We start from the raw sequence: 26,757 nt of genomic DNA, 5'->3' as shown, positions 1-26,757 counted from the left end.
AACCTCCTCTTAACATTTAAGAGGAAGTTTTTTTAAAGAGTTTTTCATAAGTGGAATACTAACTGTAAGACAGATAAGCTCTGCAATAGGTATAGCTAACCAAATTCCAGTTTCTCCAATTATTATTGGTAATGTAAATAGTGGAATTAATACAAATATTATAGCTCTTCCACAAGATATAAAAGCAGACTCAAAAGGTTTTTCAATAGATGTATGGAAACTGCTTGAGATAATATTGATAAACGATAATAAGTATGCAAAAGTAAAGAAAAATATTGCTCTATTAGTTAAATCTTGGAGTTCTTTGTTTCCATTTGAGAAAAGTCCAATAATTTTATCTCCAAAAAGATGCATAGATATAAAAGTAATAATCCCAATTGCAGCTCCAGATTTTAAAGCTACTTTTAAAACATCTTTGATTTTATCACCTCTTTTAGCTCCTAAATTATAAGAGATAATAGGTTGTAGTGCTTGAGATAAACCATATAGAGAGATATTTACGATAGAATTAATATAAAATACTATTGTTAATGCTGACACTCCTAAAACACCAATGTTTTTCATAATAATGATATTGAAAATATAAGTTGTAACAGCACTAGAAATAACAGTTAGCATCTCTGAACTACCATTATAGAAAATTTCTTTAATATCTTTTAATGTTCCAGATATTTTACCAAATTGTACGTGATAAAATAAGCTAAGAGCACCAAACATATTAGCAAAACATGATGCAACAGCAGCCCCTTCCATTCCCATTCCTAGCTTAATAACAAAGATATAATCTAGAAATACATTTGTTAAAAAACAAATAGCGCCACTCACGAAAACCTGATTAGGTTTACCAATAATTCTAACGAATGTTTCAGTAAAAATAGGCATACTGAAGAATATAGAACCTGGAATCAGAATAGCTAAATATTTCTTAACAAGCTCATATGTTTCTAAGTTTGTACCTAAAAGCTTCATAACAGCATCAAAATTAAGAAGTAAAAATATTGAGATAAAAAGAAGAACTCCTAAAAGTAAAATTAAAGTCAAGCTTGTAAGACTTTTTGCTCTTTCTTTTTCTCCATTTCCAGAAGCGATTCCTACTAAAACTCCTCCACCAATACAAATCATTAAAGCGATACTTAGTAAAAGATTGATAAGAGGCATAGATAGGTTTACAGCAGCTAGTCCCAATGGTCCAACACCTTTACTCAAAAATAATCCATCTACCATAATTTGTAGTGATACAATAAGCATTCCTAAGATACTAGGTATTGCAAATTTAAAAAATAGTTTTTTTACACACCCATTTTCAAGGGTAATATTTTGTGACATTTTCCTCTCCTCTATAAATTAAAATTTTATTAACTTCACGATATATGATATTATAAACTATATACTTAACTATAATGTCAAGGAGGAATTATGAAAAATAGATATAAGATTTCAGAGTTAGCAAAAATAGCAGATATTTCAAAGCAAACATTGATTTTTTATCATAAAAAAGGTATCTTGATACCAGAATATATTGATGAGAATAATGGGTATAGATTTTATTCTAATTCTCAAATTTGGGATTTGTTTTTTATTATAACTTTAAAAGAAGCTGGATTTTCATTAGAAGAGATAAAAGAATATACAAAGGTAAAAACGCCCTTAAAAAGTTTAGAATTTTTAGAGGAAAAGGTAGATGATATTGATAAAAAAATAGAAGAATTAAAAAAAAGTAGAGATACAATTCAAGAGAAAATTTTATGTATAAAAGAGATGTCTTCAAATTTAGAAGAAAAAGTTCAGTTAGTAGAGTTAAAAGCTATGAAGGTTTATTTTATAAAGATAAAAGATCCTGTTGATGAGAAAGAGATAGCAGAAACATATGATAAATTACAGAGGTTAGGAAATAAAAATGGAATAAAGGAGATTCTATATATTACGAAAGTTAAGCAAAAGGATATATATGAAAATTCAGAAATTCCTATAAGTGAGATAGGACTCTTGGTTCCAGAAGAGTATAGTATTTTAGGAGAGGAGTTTATAGAAAATAAATATTGTGTTATGCTAAGACATAAAACGACTTTTGATATGATAAAGTTAACCTATGAAAATCTTCATAGATTTATTAAAGAGAATAATTTTGAAGTTGTTGGAGATTCGATAGAGATTGGAAATGAAGTTGTTGTTCCTCTTGAAAATGGGTTTGGAGGAATTATTGATATATATATTCCTGTAAAAAAAATTGAAAAATTTTAAAAATTAGGATACTCTATAGTGTAGTATTATAGAAAAAGGAGAAATAAAAAATATGGATACGAATCACTCGAGAAGAAAAAAAGCTATGGGGCTAGAAGGAATAGTTTGCATAGTAATATTATCAACATTAATCTATCTTTTATCTAGTAAGATGGGTGGAATAAATATGATAAATACAATTATAAAAACAGCACATGATTTACTATTAAATACAGTGTTTTTTATAATGGGAGTTTCAGTTATAGCAGGGGCATTTGCAGGAATTTTATCTGAGTTTGGAGTTATAGCTATTTTGAATAAGTTGTTATCACCACTTATGAAGCCGTTATATAGATTACCTGGAGCAGCAGCAATAGGAGTTTTAACAACATATATTTCGGATAATCCAGCAATTTTAAGTTTATCAGCAGATAAAGGATTCACAAAATATTTTAAAAAATATCAATTGCCAGCATTAACAAATTTAGGGACGTCGTTTGGAATGGGATTCATAGTGTCTACATTTATGATTGCTCAAAGTGGAAGTATGAATGAAAATCTTGTATTTCCAGTTGTTTTAGGGAATTTAGGGGCATTTATAGGAAGTGTTGTGAGTGTAAATTTGATGATTAATTTTACTAAGAAAATTTTCCATGAAAAGGGAGATTTAGTAGAAAAAGATGATTCAACATTAAGTTTTTTTGAGTATAGAGATATAAGAGATGGAAATGTTTTAGAAAGATTATTAGAAGCGCTTCTAGAAGGTGGAAAAAACGGAGTTCAAATGGGAATGGAAATTATTCCTGGAGTTCTAATAATTTGTACAACAGTTTTATTATTGACAAATGGTGCTGGAGAAAATGGATATACTGGAGCAGCTTACGAAGGGATTGCTCTTTTACCATATGTGGGAGAGAAGCTACAATTTATTCTAAAACCACTGTTTGGATTTACAAGTGCAAAAGCATTGGCGTTTCCAATCACATCATTAGGAGCAGTAGGAGCGGCTTTAGGACTTGTTCCACAATTTATAGCTGATAAGGCTATTACATCTAGAGAGATTGCTGTATTTACAGCTATGGGTATGACTTGGAGTGGATATTTAAGCACACACGTTGCAATGATGGATAGTTTAGGATATAGAAAGTTGACAGGAAAAGCTATATTTAGTCATACAATTGGTGGAATCGTAGCAGGAGTAGTAACAAATATATTATATACACTTTTCATGTAATTAAATAAAATTATATAAATTTATGGGGGTAAAAATGAAAGAGTATAAGATTGATTTACATATTCATACAAATGTAAATCCTCACGCATTTAGTACTTTAGAGGAGAATATAGCTGCAGCAGCAAAAAAAGGAATGGAAGTTATAGCTATTACAAATCATGGACCAGCTTTACAAGATACTCCACATTGGTGGCATTTGGTAAATATAGCAATTTTACCAGAAGTTATTGACGGAGTTAGAGTAATTAAAGGTGTAGAAGCTAATATACTAGATACAGATGGGAAGTTAGATATCAATCAAAGAGTGTACGATCATATGGAGTTAGTTTTAGCAGGATTCCATGTAGTTGATGAGTATGGTGTTATTGATGATATGGAGAAAAATACAACAGCTATATTGAGTTTGATAAAAAAGCAAAAAGCTGATATAATAGTTCATCTGGGTAATCCAATTTTCCCAGTAGATTATAAAAGAATAGTTAAAGCAGCAAAAGAAAATAAAGTGGCCTTAGAGGTAAATAATACATCTCTAGGAACAATAACAAGAGTTGGTTCTAAAAAGAATTGTAAAGCAATGTTAGAGTTAGCTAAAGAGGAGAGATGTTATATAGCTTTAGGTACAGATGCGCACTATTCTGGTCATATTGGAGAGTTTCAAAGAGCGATTGAGCTTTTAGATGAGGTTGATTATCCAAAAGAGCTAATTATAAATAGTTCAAAAGAAACTTTTGAAGAATTTTTAAAACTGAGACAAGAGTTAAGAAGTAAAAAAGTAGACTCTTAATTTTGGGAGGAAAAGAAGAATGCAAAAAAATAGAATTTGTGAATTATTAGGGATTAAATACCCAATTATCCAAGGTGCAATGGCGTGGATATCAAATGGAAACTTAGCAGGACATGTGTCTAAAGCTGGTGGATTAGGAATAATTGCTGGTGGAGGAATGCCGCCTGAAATTTTAAGACAAGAGATTAGAAAAGCAAAGTCAATTACTGAAAATCCATTTGGAGTTAACTTAATGTTAATGATGGAAAGTGTTGCTGAGCAAATAGATGTATGTATAGAAGAGGGAGTAAAAGTTGTTACAACTGGAGCAGGAAATCCAGGAATATACATGGAAAAATTAAAAGCTGCAGGAATTAAAGTTATACCAGTAGTTGCATCAGTTGCATTAGCAAAAAGAATGGAAAAAATAGGAGCCGATGCAGTAGTAGCTGAAGGACTAGAAGCAGGAGGACACATTGGTGAAATAACAACAATGGCACTTGCTACTCAAGTTGCAAGAGAGGTTTCAATTCCTGTTATCGTTGCTGGAGGAATTGCTTCAGGAGAGCAATTTTTAGCGGCATTAGCATTAGGTGGAGAAGCAATTCAAGTAGGAACTATATTCATAGTTGCTCACGAGTGTGATGTTCATGAGAACTATAAAAACTTAGTATTAAAAGCAAAAGATAGATCAACAGTAACAACTGGGAACTATACAGGACATCCAGTTAGAGTTTTAAATAACAAATTCTCAAAAACTATTTTAGAGCTAGAGGAAAAAGGAGCTCCAAAAGAGGAGATTGAAGAGTTAGGAAAAGGAAAATTAAGACTAGCAGTTGTAGATGGAGACGTTCAAAACGGAAGTGTAATGTCAGGACAAGTTGCAGGATTAGTTAAAGAAGCTTTAAGCTGCCAAGAGATTGTAGATAAGTTAATGAACGAGTTAAAAGAGGAAAAAGTAAAACTAGATCAAAGATTTTCAACAATAACTTTTTAACAATGGAAGGGTAGAGTAATCTGCCCTTTTTATCTAAAAAAATAAGGGAGAAGTGTTATGTATAATAAAGTAATGGAAACTGTAGAGTTTTTAAATTCAAAAGTTACAAATAGACCTAAAATAGCTATAATATTGGGTTCTGGACTTGGTGGTTTAGTAGAGTATGTGGAGAATAAAATAATTATACCATATGAAGAGATACCAAACTTCCCAGTTTCAACAGTAGCTGGTCATGCAGGAGAACTTGTATTTGGAACAATAAATGGTGTTGAAGTTTTAGTTATGAAAGGAAGATTCCACTATTACGAAGGGTATAATATGAAAGAGGTTACTTATCCTCAATATGTATTTAAGAAATTTGGAATAGAAACTATGATTGTAAGTAACGCTGCTGGTGGAGCTAATAGAAGTTTTAAACCAGGAACACTTATGATTATAAATGATCATATCAACTTCTTTGGAACAAATCCTTTAATCGGAAAAAATGATGAGAGATTTGGACCAAGATTCCCAGATATGTCAGAAACTTACAGTAAGGCTTTAATAGAAAAAGCAAAATCTGTTGCAAATAGATTAAATATAGAGTTTGAAGAAGGAATATACTTAGGATCATCTGGACCAACTTATGAAACGGCAGCAGAAGTGAGCATGATGATGGGAATGGGTGCATCAGCAGTAGGGATGTCAACAGTTCCAGAATCAATTGTAGCAAACTACCTTGGAATGAAAATATTAGGAATATCTTGTATCACAAATATGGCTACTGGAATTGCAACGAAGCCACATTCACATGAAGAGGTTGTAGAGATAGCAAATCAGACAGGAGAGAGATTCTGTAAGTGGATTGCTGAAACAGTAAAAGAGTTATAATAACTCATAGGAGGTAATGATTTATGAAAGCAGCATTTTTTGATATTGATGGAACAATTTATAGAAATTCATTATTGACAGAGCATTTTAAAAAGCTTATAAAATACGAACTTTTAGATATTAGAGAGTACGAGCTAAAGGTAAAGGATGCTTTTAAAGAATGGGATGAAAGAGTAGGAGATTACGATAAATATCTAGAAGATATAACGACAACATATGTTGAAGCTATAAAAGGGTTATCACTACAATATAACGATTTTATTTCAGACCAAGTTTTAGAACTTAAAGGAAATAGAGTTTATAAATTTACAAGAGATATGATAAAATGGCACAAAGAGCAAGGTCATAAAGTTATATTTATTTCTGGAAGTCCAGATTTTCTAGTTTCTAGAATGGCTAAAAAATGGGGTGCTGATGATTATTGTGGTTCTATCTATCACTATGAGGATGGAAAATTATCTGGAGATATTTCTCCAATGTGGGACTCAAAAAATAAAATGAAAGCGATAAATAATTTCTGTGAGAAATATGATATAGATTTAAGTGAAAGCTATGCGTATGGAGACACAAATGGAGATTATAGTATGCTGACTTTAGTTGGAAACCCTAGAGCTATCAATCCTTCAAGAGAGTTACTTTTAAAAATAAAATCAGAGGAACATCTGAGAAATAAAACAGAAATCTTTGTTGAAAGAAAAGATGTAATTTATAAAATTTCATCTGATGTAGAAATTTTATAAAAAAAATCTTGACATTTATACAAAAAAGTTTTATTATTACCCCATAGTAAAAATAAATTTTTAAAAAGGAGGAAGTTATGTTTATAAATTTCAATAATAATAATTATAATTGTGTTAATAATATGAATAATAATAATAACAACAATAATAATAATCTATTGAAATTTGTATTGTGTAATTTCCATTACTTTGAAAATAATAAAGAATTTAAATTTGACTGTAAATAATTTGGTATAAGTATATCTAAAAATAGGTATATTATATTTTGTTAAATTAAAGCTCTTAACTATTTCCATTGATGGAGATGTTGAGAGCTTTTTTATTTTATAAAAAAATATGGAGGTAGGAATTATGTATAAGGCAAAACTAGATATTATGGAAACAGAGGTAGCAATTAAGAAGGTAAAAGACTTTTTCGAAAGAGATTTAGCTAAAAAATTGGATTTAACAAGAGTTTCAGCACCACTGTTTGTAACACCAGAAAGTGGATTAAACGATGATTTAAATGGAATTGAAAGAGCCGTTGCATTTGATACGAAATGTAAACAGGATGCCGTAATTGTTCATTCGTTAGCAAAATGGAAAAGAATGGCACTTCATAAATATGGATTCCATACAGGTAAAGGGCTTTATACAGATATGAACGCTATAAGAAGAGATGAGGACTTGAGCCCAATACATTCATATTATGTAGATCAATGGGATTGGGAAAAGGTTTTAGATAAATCAGAAAGAACAACAGATAAATTACATGAAACTGTAAAAAAGATATACACTTCGCTAAAAGATACTGAGGAACATATAAGAGAAAGTTATCCACAGTTATCAAAAAAATTACCAGAGGAGATTTCGTTTGTAACTTCTCAAGAGTTAGAAACACTTTATCCTGAACTGACTCCAAAGGAAAGAGAGCATAAACATGCAGAGAAACATGGTGCAATATTTATAAGCCAAATCGGAAAGGCTTTAGCTTCAGGAGAGAAGCATGATGGAAGAGCCCCAGATTACGATGATTGGGATTTAAATGGAGATATAACTGTATATTATGAACCGTTAAAAATAGGATTAGAACTTTCTTCGATGGGAATTCGTGTATCAGAGGAATCTTTAGCCAAACAGTTAGAGATTGCGGGAGCGGAAGATAGAAAAACTTTAGATTTCCATAAAAGACTTTTAGCAGGAGAATTGCCATATACAATAGGTGGAGGAATAGGACAATCTAGAATATGTTTATTCTTCTTAGATAAACTTCATATAGGTGAAGTTCAAGCATCTTTATGGCCAGAGGAAGTTTTAGAAGAGTGTAAAGCAAAGGATATTCCATTACTATAAAAAACAAAATATAACTTCATTTCTGGAGCAAAAAGGTATATAATTGAGATGTTATATACTTTTGGAGGTGGGAGATGAGGTATTTAATAGATAAATTGTATGAAAATAATGAATTAACTCAATTTGAGTTAGAGGAGTTACTCTGCAATTTAAGTGAAGAGGATAGAGATTATCTAATAGATAAAGCCTATGAAGTTAGACAGAGAAGTTATGGTAAAACAGTTTTTTTTAGAGGATTGATAGAGATATCTAATATCTGTAAATGTGATTGTTTTTACTGTGGAATTAGGGCATCTAACTGCAAGGCTAGTAGATATAGATTATCTAAAGATGAGATATTGGATTCTTGTCACAGAGGATATTCGTTAGGATACAGAACCTTTGTTTTCCAAGGAGGAGAGGATAGTTATTTTACAGATGAGCTTTTAGAGGATATAATAAAAACTTTAAAAAGAGAATACTCTGATATAGCTATTACTCTTTCTTTAGGAGAGAGAGGTGAGAAATCATTTAGAAGACTTTATGAAGCTGGTGCTGATAGATATCTTTTAAGACACGAGACTGTGGATGAAAATCTTTATAATAGGTTACATCCAAAAATGTCTTTGGAAAATAGGAAGAAATGCTTAGAGGCCCTTAAAGAGATTGGCTATCAAGTAGGAAGTGGATTTTTGATAGGTTTGCCTGGTTTGCAAATGAAGGATTATGCTAAAGATTTAATTTTCTTAAAGAAGTTAAAACCTCACATGGTAGGAATTGGACCTTTTATACCACACGAAGACACACCTTTAAAATCTGAAAAAGGTGGAACTGCATATGATACAATTACACTGTTAGCAATAATAAGATTATTACTGCCAGATGTATTATTGCCGGCAACAACAGCTTTAGGAACAATTGATCCAAAAGGAAGAGAAAAAGGATTCAAGGCTGGTGCAAATGTTATAATGCCAAACTTGTCTCCTATGGAATATAGAAAAAAATATGCTCTTTATAATGGAAAAGTTTTTTCTGGAAAGGAATCAGCAGAGGAAAAGCTAAAAATAGAAAGTGGAGTTATAGAAGCAGGATTTGAACCAATACTAACAAGAGGAGATAATATCAGATGGAAAAGGAAATAAATTTTATTGATCAAAATTATATTGAAAACCTATTGAAAAATTCTAAAAATACTAGTTATGAAGAGATTGAAAGAGTTCTAAATAAAGCAAAAAATAAAGAGGGATTAACTCACAGTGAGGTTGCTTCACTTTTAGAAATAAAAGATGAGAAGCAGAAAAAAAGACTTTATGAAATTGCAGGTGAGTTAAAAAAGTCTATATATGGAAATAGAATAGTTGTTTTTGCACCGTTATATGTGAGTGATTATTGTGTAAACAACTGCACTTATTGTGGTTATAAAAGAGATAATAAGTTTGAAAGAAAAAAGCTTTCAAGAGAACAAATTCAAAATGAGGTTAGGCTTTTAGAAAAGATGGGTCATAAAAGACTTGCATTAGAGCTAGGTGAAGATCCTGTAAATGTCCCAATTGAATATACCTTAGAGGCTATTGATGCTGTTTACAGTACAAAATTTGAAAATGGATCTATTAGAAGAATAAATGTTAATATAGCTGCAACAACTGTAGAAAATTATAAAAAATTAAAAGATGCAGAGATAGGTACATATATTCTTTTCCAAGAAACTTATCATAAGCCAACATATGAAAGAGTTCATCCGAAATCTTTAAAAGGTGATTATGAATATCATTTAAATGCTTTTTCTCGAGCCATGAAAGCTGGTATTGATGATGTAGGTGCTGGTGTGTTATTTGGATTGGCGGATTATAGATATGAAATAATAGCACTTATGTTACATAATGAGTATTTGGAAAAAGAGTATGGGGTAGGATTCCACACGATTTCGGTTCCGAGAATAAAGAAAGCAGAGGGAATGAGTTTAGAAGAATATCCACATCAAATAGATGACGATACTTTTAGAAATATAGTTGCTATTATAAGATTGGCAGTCCCTTTTACAGGAATGATTTTATCAACTAGAGAAACTGCAGAGCTTAGAAGAGAGCTTATAAAATATGGAATATCACAAATAAGTGCAGGATCATCAGCTGATGTTGGAGGATACACAGATAGAGAAGAAGGAAAAACTAGAACTCAGTTTGAATTAGCTGATCACAGAACCCCTTTAGAGGTTTTAAAAGAACTATTAGATCAAGATTGTGTTCCGAGTTATTGTACAGCTTGCTATAGAATGGGAAGAACTGGAGATAGATTTATGCAACTTGCTAAAAGTGGAAATATTCAGAATGTATGTTCACCAAATGCACTTTTAACTTTAATGGAGTATGCAATGGACTATGGCGATAAAGAACTGACAGAAAAAGTTGAAGAGGTTATAGAAAGAGAGATTCAAACAATTGTTAGAGAGGATATAAAAAAACTGACAGTAGAAAAATTAGAAAAAATAAAAAATGGAGAGAGAGATTTATATCTTTAAAGAAGGAGTTTATTATGAAAAATACACCCAATTCAAATAGGTTACATATAGGAATTTTTGGTAAAACAAACTCTGGAAAATCTTCATTACTGAATGCTATAACAGAGCAAGAGATATCTATCGTTTCAGATATAGAGGGAACAACCACTGATTCTGTGACAAAAGCTATGGAATTTTTGCCATTTGGTCCAGTTTTATTTATAGATACAGCTGGATTAGAGGATAATACTCCTTTAGGTAGATTAAGAGTAAAGAAAAGTTTAGAAGAGTTAAAAAGAACAGATTTTGCGTTATTAGTTATGGATGCAACAAAAATTGATATGGCATTTTATAAAGATCAAGAGATTCAATTTAAAAAATATAATATTCCATTTCGATTGATACTAAATAAATCAGAACTATTAACAGATGAAGTAAAATCTACAATAAAAAAGATTTTTCCTAAATCTATTTTTGTTTCAACAAAAGATAGAAGTAGTATTTTGAATTTAAAAAATGAAATTTTGAAAGAGATTCAAAAAGAGCAAGAAGAACCGAAACTTTTAGGAGACTTAGTTCCTTATAATGGAAAAGTTGTAATGGTAGTTCCAGTGGATTCTGAAGCGCCGAAAGGGAGACTAATTCTTCCTCAAGTTCAAGTGATAAGAGAGTGTCTTGATCATGGGATAAAAAGTTATGTGGTTAGAGACACAGAACTTGAAAGTGCATTAGAAGATATAAAGGATATAGACTTAGTAGTAACTGATTCTCAAGCTTTTAAAAATGTAGATAAAATTTTAAATAATCGAGCTAAGTTGACAAGTTTCTCAATACTTTTTGCAAGACAAAAGGGAGATTTAGAAGATTTGGTTAGAGGCGTTAAGAAGTTAAAAGCTTTAAATCATGGAGATAAAATACTGATAGCGGAAACTTGTACACACAATACATCTCATGAGGACATTGGAAGAGTAAAGATTCCAAAGTTAGTAAGAAACTATTGTGGCAAAGAGATTGAGTTTGATTTTATGGGTGGAAAAGACTTCCCAGAGGATTTATCGAAATACTCTTTAGTTATTCACTGTGGTGCTTGCATGATAAATAAAAAACTTATGCAAAGTAGAATAGATGAATCGATGGGTTCAAATGTACCAATTACAAATTATGGTTTAGTTATAGCAGAAGTTACAGGGATTTTAGATAAATCCTTAGAAATATTCAAATAGTTTTATACACCCTTACTAATATTTTCTATATTGGTGAGGGATTTTTTTTATATTGCTATTGACTTCATTATATCTGTGAGGTAATATTAGTACCACTTAGAATATTGAAGTTAAAAAATTAAAATGGGAGGGCCAATATGATTTTTAATCCAGTAATACTTTCAGTTACTACTATGATTGTACTTAGTTTATTAAAGTTGAATGTAATTCTAGCAATATTAGTGGCAGCTTTGGTGGCAGGTGTAACTTCGGGAATAGGTATAGGAGAAACCATGCAAACATTGATTGGTGGAATGGGAGGAAATTCAGAGACAGCTTTGAGTTACATTCTTTTAGGAACTTTAGCGGTGGCTATAAATAGCACAGGAGTTGCAGCACTTTTATCTAAAAAGATATCTAAGATAGTTAGTGGGAAAAAATGGATTTTAGCACTTATTGTAGCTGTAATAGCATCATTTTCTCAAAATTTAATCCCAGTTCATATAGCATTTATTCCAATTTTAATTCCTCCATTATTAAAGTTAATGGATGAGTTGAAAATGGATAGAAGAGCGATGGCTTGTTCGTTAACATTTGGATTAAAAATGCCATATATTGTTCTTCCAGTTGGATTTGGATTAATCTTCCATGGAATAATAAGAGACCAGATTGTAAGTAATGGAATGAATGTAGAATTAAGCCAAGTGTGGCAATCAACTTGGATTTTAGGGATAGCTATGTTTGTAGGACTTTTGATAGCTGTTTTTGTATCATATAGTAAACCTAGAGAATATAAAAATTTAACAGTTGGAGGAATGACAGAGGATATTCCTGAAAAAATGGAATTAAAGCATTGGTACACATTGGTTTCAGCAATTATAGCATTTGGAATTCAGTTATATACAGGTTCTTTACCGTTAGGAGCAATCGTAGCGATTGCGTTTATGGTAGCGACAAAAGTTATTAAATGGGATGAGATAGATGGATTAGTTAGCGGTGGAATTGGAATAATGGGGCTTATAGCTTTTATTATGCTTGTAGCAGCAGGATATGGAAGTGTAATTAGACAAACCGGAGCGATAGCGCCATTGGTTCAAGGAGTAGTAGGAGTAGTAGGTGGAAGCAAATTTTTAGGATCGTTTGTTATGCTTTTAGTTGGACTCTTTGTAACAATGGGAATAGGGACATCATTCGGAACAGTACCTATATTAGCAGCTATTTATGTGCCACTATGTATAGAATTAGGGATATCTCCTTTAGGAACTATCGTTTTGATAGCATGTGCAGGAGCTCTAGGGGATGCAGGGTCACCAGCATCAGACTCAACTTTAGGACCAACAGCTGGATTAAATGCTGACGGACAGCATGATCATATAAGGGATACATGTATTCCTACATTCATACACTACAATATACCGTTGATAATCGCAGGGGTTATCGGAGGAGTACTATTCTAAAAGGAGGCAGGATTAATTTGGAACTACTAATGGGGAACAGAAAACTAACTTTAGAGGATTTAATCAATGTAACAAGAAAGGGATATGAAGTAAAGATCTCAGATGAAGCTAAAGAGAAGGTTGCTATAGCTAGAAAATTAGTGGATAACTATGTTGAAGAGGGAAAAGTATCTTATGGAATAACCACAGGATTTGGAAAATTTTCAGATGAGGTTATATCTAAAGAAGAAACAGCAATATTACAAAGAAATTTAATAATCAGTCATGCTTGTGGAGTTGGTAATCCACTGCCGATAGATATAGCTAAAGGGATTATGGTCTTAAGAGTAAATAACTTGATTCAAGGACACTCGGGAATACGTCAAAAGGTTATTGATTTATTGGTGGATATGATAAATAAAGGAGTAACTCCCTATATACCTGAAAAAGGTTCTTTAGGGGCATCTGGAGATTTAGCACCATTATCTCATATGGTTTTAGTTATGTTAGGTCTTGGAAAAGCATATTATAAAGATACTCTTTATGAGGGAGATGTAGCTTTAAAAAAAGCTAAATTAAAACCAATAAAGGAGTTATCATCAAAAGAGGGATTAGCTTTAATTAATGGAACGCAAGTTATGACATCTGTAGGAGCTCATGCAATTTATGATGGAATAAATTTGATGAAACATCTAGACATTGCAGCAAGTTTATCAATGGAAGCTCTTAGAGGAATAATTTGTGCGTTTGATCCAAAAATTCAAGATGTAAGAGGTCATTTAGGACAGATTAATACAGCTAAAAATATAAATAAAATTTTAAAAAATAGTAGTTCAATAACTAAGCAGGGAGAATTAAGAGTTCAAGATCCTTATGCTCTTAGATGTACGCCCCAAGTTCACGGTGCGAGCAAAGATGCATTGAATTATATAAGAGAAAAGGTTGAGATAGAAATGAATGCGGTTACAGATAATCCAATTATTTTCCCTACAGAAAATGAAGTTTTATCAGGTGGAAATTTCCATGGGCAACCGATGGCATTACCTTTCGATTTTTTAGGAATAGCTCTAGCAGAGATGGCAAATATCTCTGAAAGAAGACTCGAAAGATTGGTTAATCCATCATTAAATAATGGATTACCAGCATTTTTAGTAGAGAATGGAGGAGTAAATTCTGGATTTATGATAGTTCAGTATAGTGCCGCATCATTAGTTTCAGAGAATAAAGTTTTAGCTCATCCGGCATCTGTAGATTCTATACCATCGTCAGCAAATCAAGAGGATCATGTATCGATGGGAACAATAGCTGCAAGAAAAGCTGCAGAGATACTAGGGAATGTAAGAAAGGTTGTTGCGATGGAGATATTAGCAGCATGTCAAGGAATAGATTTAAGAGATGTTCAAAAATTAGGAAAAGGAACAAATGAAGCACATACTTTAGTACGTGAAGTTGTGGAATATTATGACAAAGATAGAGTTATGTATGTTGACATAGAAAAAGTAGAGGAATTGATTAAAACGAATAAGATTGTAGAAAAAGTAGAGGAAAATGTAGGTAAATTGAAGATATAATTGGGGGGATAGAAATGAAAAAGTTAGTTCAGTGTGTTCCAAATTATAGTGAAGGAAAAGATTTAGAGAAAATAGAAAAAATAGCTGCACCATTTAAAAAAAATAAAAATATAAAATTTATGGGATGTGAACCTGATGCAGATTATAACAGAACTGTTATAACTGTTATAGGGGAACCAGAGGATATAATAGAAGCTGTTGTAGAATCAGTTGGAATAGCTGCAGAGTTAATTGATATGAATGTACAAAGAGGAGAGCATTTGAGAATGGGAGCCACTGATGTGGTTCCATTTATTCCAATTAAAGGAATTACGATGGCAGAGTGTGTTGAGATTTCAAAAATTGTAGCAGAAAAAATATCTTCAAAGTTTAATATACCTATTTTCTTGTATGAAGAATCGGCAACAGCTCCAAATAGAGTATCGTTGCCTAGTATAAGAAAAGGTGAGTTTGAAGGAATGGCAGAAAAATTAAAATTAGAAGAGTGGGCACCAGATTTTGGGGAAAGAGCACCACATCCTACAGCAGGAGTTACAGCAGTAGGAGGAAGAATGCCACTTATTGCGTATAATATTAATCTAGACACAACTAATATGAATATAGCTAAAGAGATTTCAAAAGCTATCAGATTTTCAAGTGGTGGATTCAAATTTATTCAAGCTGGACCAGCAGAGATAAAAGAAAAAGGCTTTGTTCAAGTTACTATGAATATAAAAGATTTTAAAAAGAATCCAATCTATAGAGTTTTTGAAACTGTAAAAATGGAAGCTAAAAGATATGGTGTCAATGTAATAGGAAGTGAAATCATAGGAGCAGTTCCTATGGAAGCACTTTCAGATTCGATTGAATACTATTTAGGCTTAGAAGGGTTTAGTGTTGAAAAAATAATTGAAAATGAATTACTAAAGTAGATTTTTTATGAGGTGAGTATATGAATGCAGATTTGATAATTTACAACATAGGGCAGTTAGTTACAGGAAGAGAGTTGCCAGTGAAAGATGGAGAAACTCAGATGGAAAATATTGAGGTATTGATAAATGGATATGTTGCAGTCTCAGGAAACGAGATAATGGCAGTAGGATCTGGAGAGGTGCCATCTAAGTTAATAAAGTTTACAACAAAGTTGATAGATGCAGAGGGGCTTGTGGTGACTCCTGGAATGATTGATTCTCATACTCACCTTGTTCATGGTGGCTCTAGAGAGAATGAGTTTTTAGATAAGATACAGGGTGTTCCCTACTTAGATATTTTAAAAAGAGGTGGTGGAATTTTAAGTAGCGTTAAAGCTACTGTAGAAGCAACAGAGGAGGAACTTTTAGATAAAGCAAAAAAAAGTCTGAGAAGAATGCTATCATATGGAGTGACAACTGTAGAATCCAAAAGTGGTTATGGATTAGATAATGAAACAGAATTAAAACAGCTGAGAGTTAATGAAAGATTGAAATTAGAGCAAGAGATTGATATAGTTTCTACATTTATGGGAGCTCATGCACTACCAGAAGAGTATAAAAATGATAGAGATGGCTTTATACAAAAAGTTATAGATCTTTTACCAGTTATAAAAGAGAGAGAGTTAGCAGAATTTTTTGATGTATTTTGTGAAGAGGGTGTATTTTCAAACGAAGAGAGTAGAAAAATGTATAGTGAAGCTCAAAAATATGGGTTTAAATTGAGAATTCATGCAGATGAGATTAAAAATACTAAAGGAGCTGAATTAGCAAAAGAGTTTCAAATGTATTCTGCAGACCATCTAATGGCTATAAGTGATGAAGGGATTGAAGCATTAAAAAATAGTAATGTGATTGCGAATCTTCTTCCAGGAACATCGTTTAGCTTAGGAAAAGAGTATGCTCCTGCTCGTAAGATGATAGATAATGGTGTACAAGTAGCACTTTCTACGGATTATAACCCTGGGTCTTGTCCAACAGAAAATTTACAATTGATAATGCAAATTGCTGCTTTAAAATTAAAGATGAAACCAAAGGAAATTTTTAAAGCTGTCACAATTAATGCTGCTAAATCTTTAGGAAGAGAGAAAAGAGTTGGGTCAATAGAAGAGGGAAAAAAAGCAGATTTCGTAATTTTTGATTCAAAAAATATTGAGTATATCTTATATCATTTTGGAGTAAATCATACAAGTAAAGTTTTTAAAAATGGATGTTTGGTTTATAAAAAGTAGGAGGTATAATGAAATTAGTAGATTTATCAGTTGAAGATTTTTTAAATATAGTTGATTCGAAAAGTCCAGCACCCGGTGGTGGGTCTGTTTCTGCTTTAGTTTCAACTTTAGGGTGTACTTTAGGAAGAATGGTAGCTCATTTAACTTTTGATAAAAAAAAATATAAAGAACTTCCTTTGGATGAACAAGAGAATTTTACAAAAAGTTTTGAAGAGTTAGAGAAGTATAGATATCTTTTAGAGGAGTTAATTGATAAGGACACTGAAGCGTATAATTTAGTTATGGCAGCATATAAACTACCGAAAGAAACTGAAGAGGAAAAATTATTAAGAAAAGAAACTATCGAAAAGAATTTAAAGTTAGCAATAGATACACCTATGAGTATTTGTCAAATTTCAGAAAAAGCATTGATACTATTAAAGAGTATATTGAAAAATGGAAATAAAAATGCTATTACAGATTTAGGAGTAGCTGCTATTTTACTGTATTCTGGAATTGAAGGTGGAGTTTTAAATGTGAAAGTGAATTTAGGTGGATTGAGTGATGAGATATTTAAAAAAGAGACTTTAGAGGAGCTAGATAGAGTAATAAAAAAATCGAGAATTGAAAGAGACGAAATTATGGAAGTTGTAAACAAGTCGTTATAAAATTTAAAATGAGGGTCAATTAGACCCTCATTTTTTATTCTTTTATTTCAATTGTAGATTTCCCAATTGTATTGACTGTTAAAGATATTGTATTATTATCTATTTTAAAATCAGCGACTTTAAATATATCAACTGTAGAAACAAGATGTATATTTTTATCAAGTTCAACGTTTTCAACTTTAGATTGAATAAAGTTTTTAGCTAAATCAATCTCTTTGTTAGGATCAAAAGAGAGATAATTTTTTATAATATTATTTTTGATACTATTTTTAAAAATTTTATTGAATATATTTAAGATAAAGCTATCACTTTCTAAGGAGTAATCAAAATTTTCACCGATGAAAATTCCAGTATTTTGATCAAATGATGGTTTAAAACTTCCTTTTATAGTTCCAGTAGGATTTAAAAAACCAAATATAGATAGATTAAACCCAGTTTCAAAGTTTAAATTTGAATTTTCAGAGCTCAAAATAACTTTTTGTAATGTTGATTTAATTCCAGTATATATATCAAACTCTTTATTTTCTATATTTTTATTAATAATTTCATTTAAGTTTCCGTAAGTTGTAGAGATGGGCAAATTTATATTAAATGAATCATTAACAAAACCAAAATTCATTTCAGGAAGAGAGTTCAAGTTTTGATTAGCAGGTTTATCTCCAATGTATAGATGAAGATTTGCATCAGCTCCAACCTTAATTCCTAAATCATCATCAAAACTGATTAAATCAGAATAACGAGCTGATTTTGGGTTTATTGTTAACCATAGATTATAATCTTTGTTAACTAATATAGGTTCTTTTAAATTGCTCCAATATTTTTCAATTAATTCTCTAAGATTGAAAGATTCGATTTTAGAGTCAATCTCTTTAGTAGCTTTTCTAAGTTTGGATGATATACTTTTTTCTAAACTATCTCCAATATTTATATCTGTTTTAAATTTTAATCCATAAAGATTTAAATCTAAAGGAATATTTTTATTAGAAATATTCAAAAATGGAGAACTGTTGGCAACAAGTTTCCAATCAGGAGAAATACTTATTATACTTTTAATTCCGGCAGTTCCATTTAACTTCATTTCAGTTCCTTGTTTATCTCTATTCCAACTAGCTTTGAATTGTCCATCTATGTTTGTTGTAGCTCCTATCTCTTGCCCATTGGCATTAAAGACGATAGGAGAACGTTCAATTTTATATGCCCATATAAATGATTCTGAAGATTGAGCAAATTTTTTATCGATAGCTCCTAGAAGATTTAAACCTGTTTCAAGAATATTATTTTTATTTCCGTTGAAAATTTCACTGCCAGAACCAGTATCTTCTATTGTATATGGAAGTTGAGAATTGATTATATTTTCAACAATCGATTTTTTCAAAGAGATATTTATATCTAATTTTGATAAGTTTTCTTCTGAATATATTATGTTATTAGTGACTATATTTAAAGCAGTGATAAATATAATGAATTTATTAAATTTCATAAAAACCTCCATAAGATAGAGTTTAAAATAGAATAAAAATATAGAAGCCTTTTAAAGGCTTCTATATTTAGTAGAATTATCTGTGTGTTTTAATTTTAGGGAAATATTTAGTATGAAGAAGCTCATGAGCTTTTCTACTTAAAGGGTAGTCTAAATATTTATCATAGATAGCTTGAACTTGAGGATTTTCATGAGATCTTCTAAGCTCAGATATTTTATCGATATTATTTAATCCTTCGGCTCTTTTTTCAAGAGTTTCTTGTTTTTTTATCGCTTTCGGTTGACCACCACCACCGATACATCCACCTTTACAAGCCATAATTTCGATAGCGTGATAGAACTCTTCACCACTTCTTATTTTATCTAGCATCTTTTTAGCTTCTTCAAGTCCGTGTGCGATTCCAATTCTAAGTTCAATATGTCCTATAGTTAAATCACAACTTCTGAAACCGTCCCATCCTCTTAAAGCTTCAAACTCAATATTTTCAATTCTTTCACCTGTAATCATTTCAATAGTAGATCTTGTTGCAGCTTCAATAACTCCTCCAGTTCTACCAAATATAATACCTGCTCCAGAGTATTCTCCTAATGGATTGTCGAACTCTTCCTCTTCTACTTTATTTAAATCAATTTCAGTTTCTTTTAAGATTTTAATAAGTTCTCTAGTTGTTATAACATAGTCTGTATCATAGTTATCTCCTCTTGAGAACTCCTCTCTTGCCGCTTCATATTTTTTCGCTAAGCATGGCATGATTGCAACAGCAGTAACTTGGTCTCTTTTATATCCCTTTTCTTTAGCCCAAATATCTTTAGCTATTGTAGAGAAGATTTGCATTGGAGATTTAACTGTTGATGGAACATCTAGCATATCAGGATAACTTTGTTCGATGAACTTAACCCACGCTGGGCAACAAGATGTTAGAATAGGTAATCTAACATTGTCATCACCTTTAAAGAATGCTTCTAATCTTTGTTGGAATTCAGTTGCTTCTTCCATGATAGTTAAGTCTGCAGCCCAAGCTGTATCGAAAACATAATCTACACCAAGCATTCTAAGAGCACCATTTATTTTCTTTTCGATATTAGTTCCAGCTTCAAATCCGAAAGCTTCACCAAGAGCAACTCTAACAGCAGGTGCCATTTGAGTTATAACAATTTTACCAGGAGTTCCTAAATCTCTTAAGAATTTTAAGCTGTTATCTCCTTCGTTGATTGCATTAACTGGGCAGGCAGCAACACATTGACCACAGTGAGTACATCTTTCTATATCGATACGATGTCTTTCTTTAATTTTTCCTTCGATACAATGAACAGGACAAACTCTAGCACAAGCAGTACATCCAATACACTTGCTTGTTATTCTAAATTTAACAAGTTGAGGACACTCACCTGTATAACATCTATGTTCTTCGATGTGTTCTTCAAATTCATGATAGAATGCTTCAATAGCTTCATCAATAAGATTGTGTTTTTGACCAGTGCTCTCTTTTATGTTTTGAGAAAGTTGTCTTAAAAGATAAAGATCTCTCATATTTCCCTTTCCTTTAGAAATTCTATCTAAAACTCTCCAAGATCTTTCAATTTCAAATTTTGCGATTAAATATTCTCTATACTCTCCTTTAGAAAGTTTTCCTAAAATGAATTCGATATAGTACTTAGCAAATTGAACAATACAACTTTCACCTGATAAGATAATTAAAGCTTTTGGGTGATTAGAATCAAAGAAATGTTCAAAATCAACAACTTCATTTAATGACTCTTTTGTAGCGAAGCCACCAAATGGTAATCCAAATTGTGCAGCTTTGAAATCTTTTCCGTTTTTCATTCCACCAGCAATATCTAAGATATCTTTTAGAGTCGCATTTTCAGGAATTTCATATATTCCAGGGTTGTTTACTTTTCCTGAGATAGTGATAAGTCTGTTTTCTCCAATAAGTCCTCCCATAAGGTCACTTTCACTAAAGACAGAACCTAAAGATGTTCTAAGTAAATTTTGTTTCTTGTTCATAAATTCTCCTTTTTCTTTTTGTAGTTTTTAATTATATTCTTACATAAAGTTGATTTTCTTATTTCGATTTTACTATCTGGAGTTTCTAATAAAGCTTCGAGAAGCTTATTTACATAATCTTCGAAGATTTCAAGATTTATAACCTCTTTATACAAGAGATATTTAAAGTACTTAACTTTAGCTACATAAATATATAAATTGTTATTGTTGTTAAAATTAAAATTATGCTTTATACATATGTCTAGGAAATTATAGATGATTTCTTTAGGTTCATTCATTCTGAGCATAATGTAGAATGGAACAAACTCCTTTCCTTCCACATATGTATTGATATTTCCTCCTAAGTACAGAATCATTTCAAAAAGAATTGGATCTTTTTTTATAAGAAGTGCTCTGTGCAAAGGAGTTAACTTTTCTTTTTTATCAAATGTATTGATATTTTTATTTGTGATCAATTCATCAAGTTGATCTACTTTCTCTTTAAAATTCGAAACAGATTTAAAATAAGGTTCTAAAATTCCACAACGTGCCAATTTAATTCCAACAGGATTATTTAAATTTTGGTAAAAAATAAGTGCTTCGTTAAATCTCTTCATTTTTAAGAGTAGATCTCCGACAAAGTTGGAGTCTTTTTTTTCTTTATAAAATTGAATAATTTTTTGCAATTCTTTTTGAGTGAAGATGTTTTCTGAAATCCCATTTTTGATACCTTCTTTGATTTCTTTATCTTTATAAGATATTCCAAATGTACGATTACATTCTGCAGCTATAAAATAGAGATTGTTGTCTATAGCGGTATCGATAATAAGTTTTCTATAGAATACCTCTTTACTTTTTAGAGCTTTTAAAGATACTTTTAAAATAGCATTTTTGAAATCAAGAGATAGAATATTTTGTTCTAATTCTTTTTCTAGAATCCAAGTGGGCTCGCCAGCTTTTTCAAAAGCATATTGAGCTTCCTCTATTTGCTCTAGTTTATATAGTTTTATACCCTCTTTTAACCAATCTTCTTTTTCGAGAGCTAAATTTTCATTTTTTTTATTAATAATAATGTTGTTATTTGGAGTCAAGAATGATCTCAGTTCTTTTAGAACGTTATTATTTTCGATGTTACTTTCCATAATAATTAGATTTTCTTGGGCTCTAGTTATTCCGACATAAAAAATATTAAAATACTTTCTATAACGTTGATCATATTTTGTTTCTTTAGCAAAAATTTTTTCCCATTTCTCTTGGTAGTTTGATGATAAGTTATAGCAAATAATATTACTATATTCAAGTCCTTTAATCTCTTGAATTGTAAAGACACGATGCTTATTTTCAAGTTTATCTAAAAGTTCTAATTTTACAGAATCATCAGGAACAACGATAGCTGAGTTAGCACTTTCCTGTGCTTTTTGTAAAAGAGAGAGATTTACTGGAGTCAGGTTGACCTCACCATCTTTTTGAATAGCTATCTCTTTATAGTCGTCACTTCCAAGGTTTCCTATATAGGTACTTCTAAGATCTGCGAAATAGTTTGCTAAATCGACAATTTTTTTACAACTTCTATAATTTTTTGATAAAATTTTAAGGTTTACTCTTTGATTATATTTTGTATAGAAAAGATTTTTCATTCTTTCAAAATTAAAGAATGTAGCATTTATCATTTGGTGGATATCACCAGCTAAAAAAAGATTTTCTTTACTTTTTACCAGAGATGTAAGAGCGAAGATTTCAATTTCAGTTAAATCTTGAACTTCATCAATAATAATATAATCAAAAGAAAGTTTTTTTTCAGTAAGAGCTATCGAAAGATCATTTAAATCATATAAATTATTTTCTTTAAGCCAAGAGTTATACTTCAAACAAACTTCATAAAGAGATTTTCGTATTTCACTTTCGAGTGTTGAGTATTTAGAACTTAATTTTAAATAATCAGATAAAGGCATTATGTTTTGAGATAAATCTCTGTTCCAGTTATCGGCATTGTCTTTAATCATTAAACCTTTGATTATTCCATTGATTTCAGAATATATTTCTTCAATAGAAAGAGTAAATTTTTTTCTATTGGGATAAGAAAATCTAAAAAACTCTTTAAAACGGTTAAAATCAACGATATTTCTAGTAGGAATATTTAGAGACTTGGATAAAAATTCTTTTAGCGTGAAAAAATCAGCAATTTTTTCTCCATCTTTTCTAAACTCTTTATATTGTTCAAATGAGTTATCTTTTAAATATCTATTAGATGTAAGATACAATATATTAGAGAAGTTATAAAAATCAGCATGCTCCTCTAAATTTAAAAGTTTTCTAAGAGTGATTGTACTTTTTCCACTCCCAGCACTTCCAGCAATAAAATGTGGTGGTGCATCTACTAAGCAAGAGTATTGTTCATCATTTAAATAGTAGTATTTATATTTTTTATTATGAAAATTACTAATGAAATCAGAATCATCAAGAATTTCATAAGTGATTAGGTTATTATAGTTAAAGAAAGTTTCATCAATTGTTTCGATATTATCCTCTTGATCAAAGATGATAAAATCTTTTAGATTACTTTCGAAAACCTCTTTTCTTTTAGCTTTTTTTATAGCCATATCGTGAGAAGAGTATATAAGAAATATAATAACACCCTCAGAGCTTTCTCTAGAAATAGTATTGAATAGGAAAAATATTCTATCGCCACTATCAACTCGAAATTCGTATAGAGAGTTAGCGCCATTTATTTTTTTTATCCAGAATCCATTTGGTAGTTTTCCAGATAAGCTATTATTACTTTTTATTAGATTATAAAAAAAGTGTAATCTATCAAGAATTTTATCATTTTTTTCTAAGGGGATACTTTTAAAAAAATAATCTGTAATCAAAAATTTCATAGGTATACTCCCAAAATAAGACTTAATTAGATATTATATTATTTTAGTTAAATTTTCAAGTTATTTAGTTATAATTAACAAAAAAGAACCTGGATTTAACCAGGTTCTGACTATTTAGTAATATTTTTTTTGCTCAGCAGGTTACATCCACCTTTATATTCAGGGAAATAGTATCTAACTAAAGACGCAATAAAGTATTTATTTATTTCATTTCTCTTAATAAAAGTTTTAAAACCTTTATTTAGATTAATTCTACTTATAAGTTCTGGAATAGATATATTTCCGTCGTCATCATTTGCAAGCACCATAGTTTTGAATAGTTCAATCTCAACCTTACTCATATTAACAAAGTTAATTAATCCGATGAAAGATCTGTCAAAACTAATAATTTTATTTGAATTATCTATAGCATTATTTAAAGATACGTTTGAGTAGTTAAGTTTTTCTTGAATGTAACTTTTTTCAAGAATTTTTCCTTCTCCTTCAATGAACTTCTCAAGCTCTTCAACTCTATTGAAGCCTTGTTCTCCAATAGTTAATACTCTACTGTTACCGTTTGTACTTAGATTTAATTCCTGTGCAAAATGATATTTGAATAAAGAGTAGAATACATGATCAGAATAAATTCCGATATCGTTTAAATTATTTTCTAAATTCTTATAGACAGCAATACTATCAATATAGTTTTCGTTAAAAGAAAGTATTGAGTCTTTTAGATTTAAAAACTCTTCTACATTGTATTTTATCTTATTAATATGGATATAAGTTCTAGAATCAGTCATAATGATTCCATCAATTCTAGAAAGTAATCCTTCTAATCTACGAGCTAAATAGATAGCAGTATTATCGTTTATATTTTTTATCTCTTCAGCATAAAGATTATAATCTAATTTTGAATTAATATCTTCGATGATCAATTTAATTGTGTTTTCATCAACTCTTAGAGGATGTGAAACCAATTTAACAAAATAAAGTTCTAAGATATCTTTATATCCGCTGTTTTGAACATAGTATTTCCCATGTTTTTCATATCCTAGCTTAGTTATAATCTTTTCAATTTCATCTTGTGTAATCCACTTAAAACTTTTGAAACTGCTTCTAATAGTTTTAACATTTTCAGTGGTTAAGATATTTGTAAACTCTAATGAGTAAAATATTTTAAAGAATCTTTCTCTTCTGTCAAAAAGGAATAAGTCTAAGAAATCTATATAAAAAGGTCTTGAGAAAATCTCATTTCTTTTTAAAAAACTAACTAAGAAACGATAGTCGTTTCCAAAAAGTATATACATTTCATCAAGAGAGATTTCATCTTTAAAATCAGCTTCGATTTTTAATGCAATATTCAAATTTGTATTTTTGAAGATATTTGCAATAATTTGCTTTAATTTAATCTCTATTTGCCTAGTTCTCTCACGACTGATATTTCTTTGGCTACCAATCTCTTCTAGAGTTTTATTATTTTCAAGTCTATCAACTAAAAGCTGAATGTCATCAGTTGATAGAGTATGCTTAATTTTTTTTAAAGTTTCTTCTAAAGGAAGGGTTGTTGTACATATTTCATAGATTCTTTCTAAATCTTGATTTGAAAGATTTAATCTATCTATATCATCTTGAGTATAACTTAAGAATTCTCCGATGCTTATTCCCTCTATATGTTTTATATTAAATATTATTTTATCTAAATAACAGTCAACAATTTTTTTGTAGGTTTTTTGTTTTGAAAATCTTTCAATAATTTCAGACAGATCATTTTTGATGTCTGCAATTCTTCCAGGGCCAACACCAGGTACTTTGGAGTATTTGGATAAAAGCTCCTCATCTATTTCAGAAAGATAGATAGCATTATTTTCCTCACAGAAATTCAAAAATTTTAATTTCTTTTCATCAGGATATATAAATCTATCAATTCTAAGGTAGTTGCACCATAATTTGTATGTACTCATCAAAATTCCCTCCCCAAAACTCTATGCCTAATATTAAACTAGGTAAAAGCTATTATATTTTTCTTTCGGCATTGTACGATTCGTATTTTTCTTTGAAACTGCTTATATCTTCATCAGAAAATCCATAGTCTTTTAAAGAGTGAAAATTAAATGACTCTAAGTCGATCATGAATTCGATATTTTTTTCAGCTAATATATTTAAAAACTTTCTAGATTTTTGATATATTTTTGTTACTTTATCACCTTTCAATAAGAAAGTTTTCACATCCCAATCAATAATTCCACGTTTATAATCCAAAAATTTTTGAAGCCCCTCTTGTACATAACGATCATCTTTTAAAGTTGTATTAAATGTTTCCTCTGTAATCTCTTGTAGATATTTGATACCAGATTCATTTAATTTTTCTCTAATTCCAATAAATTTATTAGTAGAATAGAAGTGGTGTAAATCAACTAAAAAAGAGTATTGCCACTGTTGTTTAGGAATAATTTTATTTAGTTTTATAAGATGTTCTTTTAAAACTTTGTTTTCTTCTTGTAAATTTCTAAGGTTTTTTTCCATAAGTTGCCATTGTTTAGAATAGTCAGTATTTGGCTTAGATTGCAAAGAAGAGTAGTTATTAATAAGAATCTCTTTTTCTTGTAACTCTTTCTGAAGATTTAATAACTGCTCACTTAAAGTTAGATTAATTTTCTCGAGTTCCTTGATATTCTTATTGTTGAAAAGTTTAGATAAAAAACTCATTTCTCTCCCCCTTATAGATTAATACATTATTTATATATAGATATTATACTAACTGC

General features: G+C 30.3%; 21 protein-coding genes. 15 read left to right on the top strand and 6 right to left on the bottom strand.

What is annotated here, in order from left to right:
- Positions 1-9 precede the first annotated feature (9 nt).
- Positions 10-1,326, bottom strand: a complete 1,317-nt coding sequence (locus L992_RS08790) for an MATE family efflux transporter (protein ID WP_047384722.1) — start codon at positions 1,324-1,326, stop codon at positions 10-12.
- 90 nt (positions 1,327-1,416) lie between these two features.
- Here L992_RS08790 and L992_RS13150 point away from each other — a divergent pair, with 90 nt between their 5' ends.
- From L992_RS13150 to L992_RS08715, 15 genes are all read left to right on the top strand, one after another.
- Positions 1,417-2,241 (top strand): MerR family transcriptional regulator, encoded by an 825-nt coding sequence (locus L992_RS13150; protein WP_052193952.1) that lies wholly within the window; start codon positions 1,417-1,419, stop codon positions 2,239-2,241.
- A 52-nt stretch (positions 2,242-2,293) separates the two neighbouring features.
- Complete coding sequence (locus L992_RS08780) at positions 2,294-3,454, top strand: membrane protein (protein ID WP_047395725.1); 1,161 nt, start codon at positions 2,294-2,296, stop codon at positions 3,452-3,454.
- A 34-nt stretch (positions 3,455-3,488) separates the two neighbouring features.
- On the top strand, positions 3,489-4,238 hold the full coding sequence (locus L992_RS08775; RefSeq protein WP_047384719.1) for a phosphatase: 750 nt from the start codon (positions 3,489-3,491) through the stop codon (positions 4,236-4,238).
- 19 nt (positions 4,239-4,257) lie between these two features.
- Positions 4,258-5,214, top strand: a complete 957-nt coding sequence (locus L992_RS08770) for a nitronate monooxygenase (protein ID WP_047384718.1) — start codon at positions 4,258-4,260, stop codon at positions 5,212-5,214.
- Positions 5,215-5,271: 57 nt separating this feature from the next.
- Positions 5,272-6,084 carry a purine-nucleoside phosphorylase gene (locus tag L992_RS08765; RefSeq protein WP_047384717.1) on the top strand — a complete coding sequence of 271 codons (813 nt, stop codon included), beginning with the start codon at positions 5,272-5,274 and terminating at the stop codon, positions 6,082-6,084.
- A 23-nt stretch (positions 6,085-6,107) separates the two neighbouring features.
- Positions 6,108-6,824 (top strand): HAD family phosphatase, encoded by a 717-nt coding sequence (locus L992_RS08760; protein WP_047395722.1) that lies wholly within the window; start codon positions 6,108-6,110, stop codon positions 6,822-6,824.
- A gap of 348 nt (positions 6,825-7,172) precedes the next feature.
- On the top strand, positions 7,173-8,156 hold the full coding sequence (gene asnA, locus L992_RS08755; protein WP_081982820.1) for an aspartate--ammonia ligase: 984 nt from the start codon (positions 7,173-7,175) through the stop codon (positions 8,154-8,156).
- A gap of 74 nt (positions 8,157-8,230) precedes the next feature.
- A complete protein-coding gene (gene hydE, locus L992_RS08750) occupies positions 8,231-9,277 on the top strand; it encodes a [FeFe] hydrogenase H-cluster radical SAM maturase HydE (RefSeq protein ID WP_047395715.1) in 1,047 nt (348 codons plus the stop codon).
- Positions 9,262-10,653: a [FeFe] hydrogenase H-cluster radical SAM maturase HydG gene (hydG, locus tag L992_RS08745; protein WP_047384711.1), complete on the top strand. Its 1,392-nt coding sequence runs from the start codon at positions 9,262-9,264 to the stop codon at positions 10,651-10,653. Before hydE ends, hydG begins: the two co-directional genes overlap by 16 nt.
- A gap of 14 nt (positions 10,654-10,667) precedes the next feature.
- Entirely contained in the window at positions 10,668-11,855 is a 1,188-nt protein-coding gene (gene hydF, locus L992_RS08740; RefSeq protein WP_047395713.1) for a [FeFe] hydrogenase H-cluster maturation GTPase HydF, read from the top strand.
- A 137-nt stretch (positions 11,856-11,992) separates the two neighbouring features.
- Positions 11,993-13,291 carry a Na+/H+ antiporter family protein gene (locus tag L992_RS08735; RefSeq protein ID WP_047384708.1) on the top strand — a complete coding sequence of 433 codons (1,299 nt, stop codon included), beginning with the start codon at positions 11,993-11,995 and terminating at the stop codon, positions 13,289-13,291.
- A gap of 29 nt (positions 13,292-13,320) precedes the next feature.
- Entirely contained in the window at positions 13,321-14,841 is a 1,521-nt protein-coding gene (hutH, locus tag L992_RS08730) for a histidine ammonia-lyase (RefSeq protein WP_369797077.1), read from the top strand.
- 14 nt (positions 14,842-14,855) lie between these two features.
- On the top strand, positions 14,856-15,752 hold the full coding sequence (gene ftcD, locus L992_RS08725) for a glutamate formimidoyltransferase (RefSeq protein WP_047395709.1): 897 nt from the start codon (positions 14,856-14,858) through the stop codon (positions 15,750-15,752).
- A gap of 20 nt (positions 15,753-15,772) precedes the next feature.
- The gene (gene hutI, locus L992_RS08720) at positions 15,773-17,020 is read left to right on the top strand and encodes an imidazolonepropionase (RefSeq protein WP_047384702.1); all 1,248 of its coding nucleotides are present in this window, start codon (positions 15,773-15,775) and stop codon (positions 17,018-17,020) included.
- An 8-nt stretch (positions 17,021-17,028) separates the two neighbouring features.
- The gene (locus L992_RS08715) at positions 17,029-17,667 is read left to right on the top strand and encodes a cyclodeaminase/cyclohydrolase family protein (protein ID WP_047384700.1); all 639 of its coding nucleotides are present in this window, start codon (positions 17,029-17,031) and stop codon (positions 17,665-17,667) included.
- Between the two features lie 34 nt (positions 17,668-17,701).
- Here L992_RS08715 and L992_RS08710 read toward each other — a convergent pair whose 3' ends face one another.
- The 5 genes from L992_RS08710 to L992_RS08690 all read right to left on the bottom strand — a co-directional run bounded on the left by L992_RS08710 (position 17,702) and on the right by L992_RS08690 (position 26,701).
- A complete protein-coding gene (locus tag L992_RS08710; protein WP_047384699.1) occupies positions 17,702-19,147 on the bottom strand; it encodes a DUF4403 family protein in 1,446 nt (481 codons plus the stop codon).
- A 76-nt stretch (positions 19,148-19,223) separates the two neighbouring features.
- Positions 19,224-21,155 (bottom strand): [FeFe] hydrogenase, group A, encoded by a 1,932-nt coding sequence (locus L992_RS08705; protein ID WP_047384697.1) that lies wholly within the window; start codon positions 21,153-21,155, stop codon positions 19,224-19,226.
- Positions 21,152-24,013 (bottom strand): UvrD-helicase domain-containing protein, encoded by a 2,862-nt coding sequence (locus tag L992_RS08700; RefSeq protein WP_047395706.1) that lies wholly within the window; start codon positions 24,011-24,013, stop codon positions 21,152-21,154. The genes L992_RS08705 and L992_RS08700 overlap by 4 nt, the downstream gene beginning before the upstream one ends.
- 110 nt (positions 24,014-24,123) lie before the next feature.
- A complete protein-coding gene (locus tag L992_RS08695) occupies positions 24,124-25,956 on the bottom strand; it encodes a sigma factor-like helix-turn-helix DNA-binding protein (protein WP_047384691.1) in 1,833 nt (610 codons plus the stop codon).
- 52 nt (positions 25,957-26,008) lie between these two features.
- Positions 26,009-26,701, bottom strand: coding sequence for a hypothetical protein (locus tag L992_RS08690; RefSeq protein WP_047384689.1), 693 nt, complete (start codon positions 26,699-26,701; stop codon positions 26,009-26,011).
- Positions 26,702-26,757: the final 56 nt, after the last annotated feature.

This window comes from Cetobacterium sp. ZOR0034 (genome assembly GCF_000799075.1).
Classification (GTDB): Bacteria; Fusobacteriota; Fusobacteriia; order Fusobacteriales; family Fusobacteriaceae; genus Cetobacterium_A.
Note: the sequence above shows the minus strand (reverse complement) of the source record. Positions and strands in the feature narration are given on the sequence as shown.

Excerpts from the sequence above, each read along its gene's own strand:
- L992_RS08790 (WP_047384722.1), bottom strand. The coding sequence starts at position 1,326 with ATGTCACAAAATATTACCCTTGAAAATGGGTGTGTAAAAAAACTATTT.
- L992_RS13150 (WP_052193952.1), top strand. The coding sequence starts at position 1,417 with ATGAAAAATAGATATAAGATTTCAGAGTTAGCAAAAATAGCAGATATT.
- L992_RS08780 (WP_047395725.1), top strand. The coding sequence starts at position 2,294 with ATGGATACGAATCACTCGAGAAGAAAAAAAGCTATGGGGCTAGAAGGA.
- L992_RS08775 (WP_047384719.1), top strand. The coding sequence starts at position 3,489 with ATGAAAGAGTATAAGATTGATTTACATATTCATACAAATGTAAATCCT.
- L992_RS08770 (WP_047384718.1), top strand. The coding sequence starts at position 4,258 with ATGCAAAAAAATAGAATTTGTGAATTATTAGGGATTAAATACCCAATT.
- L992_RS08765 (WP_047384717.1), top strand. The coding sequence starts at position 5,272 with ATGTATAATAAAGTAATGGAAACTGTAGAGTTTTTAAATTCAAAAGTT.
- L992_RS08760 (WP_047395722.1), top strand. The coding sequence starts at position 6,108 with ATGAAAGCAGCATTTTTTGATATTGATGGAACAATTTATAGAAATTCA.
- hydE (WP_047395715.1), top strand. The coding sequence starts at position 8,231 with ATGAGGTATTTAATAGATAAATTGTATGAAAATAATGAATTAACTCAA.
- hydG (WP_047384711.1), top strand. The coding sequence starts at position 9,262 with ATGGAAAAGGAAATAAATTTTATTGATCAAAATTATATTGAAAACCTA.
- hydF (WP_047395713.1), top strand. The coding sequence starts at position 10,668 with ATGAAAAATACACCCAATTCAAATAGGTTACATATAGGAATTTTTGGT.
- L992_RS08735 (WP_047384708.1), top strand. The coding sequence starts at position 11,993 with ATGATTTTTAATCCAGTAATACTTTCAGTTACTACTATGATTGTACTT.
- hutH (WP_369797077.1), top strand. The coding sequence starts at position 13,321 with ATGGGGAACAGAAAACTAACTTTAGAGGATTTAATCAATGTAACAAGA.
- ftcD (WP_047395709.1), top strand. The coding sequence starts at position 14,856 with ATGAAAAAGTTAGTTCAGTGTGTTCCAAATTATAGTGAAGGAAAAGAT.
- hutI (WP_047384702.1), top strand. The coding sequence starts at position 15,773 with ATGAATGCAGATTTGATAATTTACAACATAGGGCAGTTAGTTACAGGA.
- L992_RS08715 (WP_047384700.1), top strand. The coding sequence starts at position 17,029 with ATGAAATTAGTAGATTTATCAGTTGAAGATTTTTTAAATATAGTTGAT.
- L992_RS08710 (WP_047384699.1), bottom strand. The coding sequence starts at position 19,147 with ATGAAATTTAATAAATTCATTATATTTATCACTGCTTTAAATATAGTC.
- L992_RS08705 (WP_047384697.1), bottom strand. The coding sequence starts at position 21,155 with ATGAACAAGAAACAAAATTTACTTAGAACATCTTTAGGTTCTGTCTTT.
- L992_RS08700 (WP_047395706.1), bottom strand. The coding sequence starts at position 24,013 with ATGAAATTTTTGATTACAGATTATTTTTTTAAAAGTATCCCCTTAGAA.
- L992_RS08695 (WP_047384691.1), bottom strand. The coding sequence starts at position 25,956 with ATGAGTACATACAAATTATGGTGCAACTACCTTAGAATTGATAGATTT.
- L992_RS08690 (WP_047384689.1), bottom strand. The coding sequence starts at position 26,701 with ATGAGTTTTTTATCTAAACTTTTCAACAATAAGAATATCAAGGAACTC.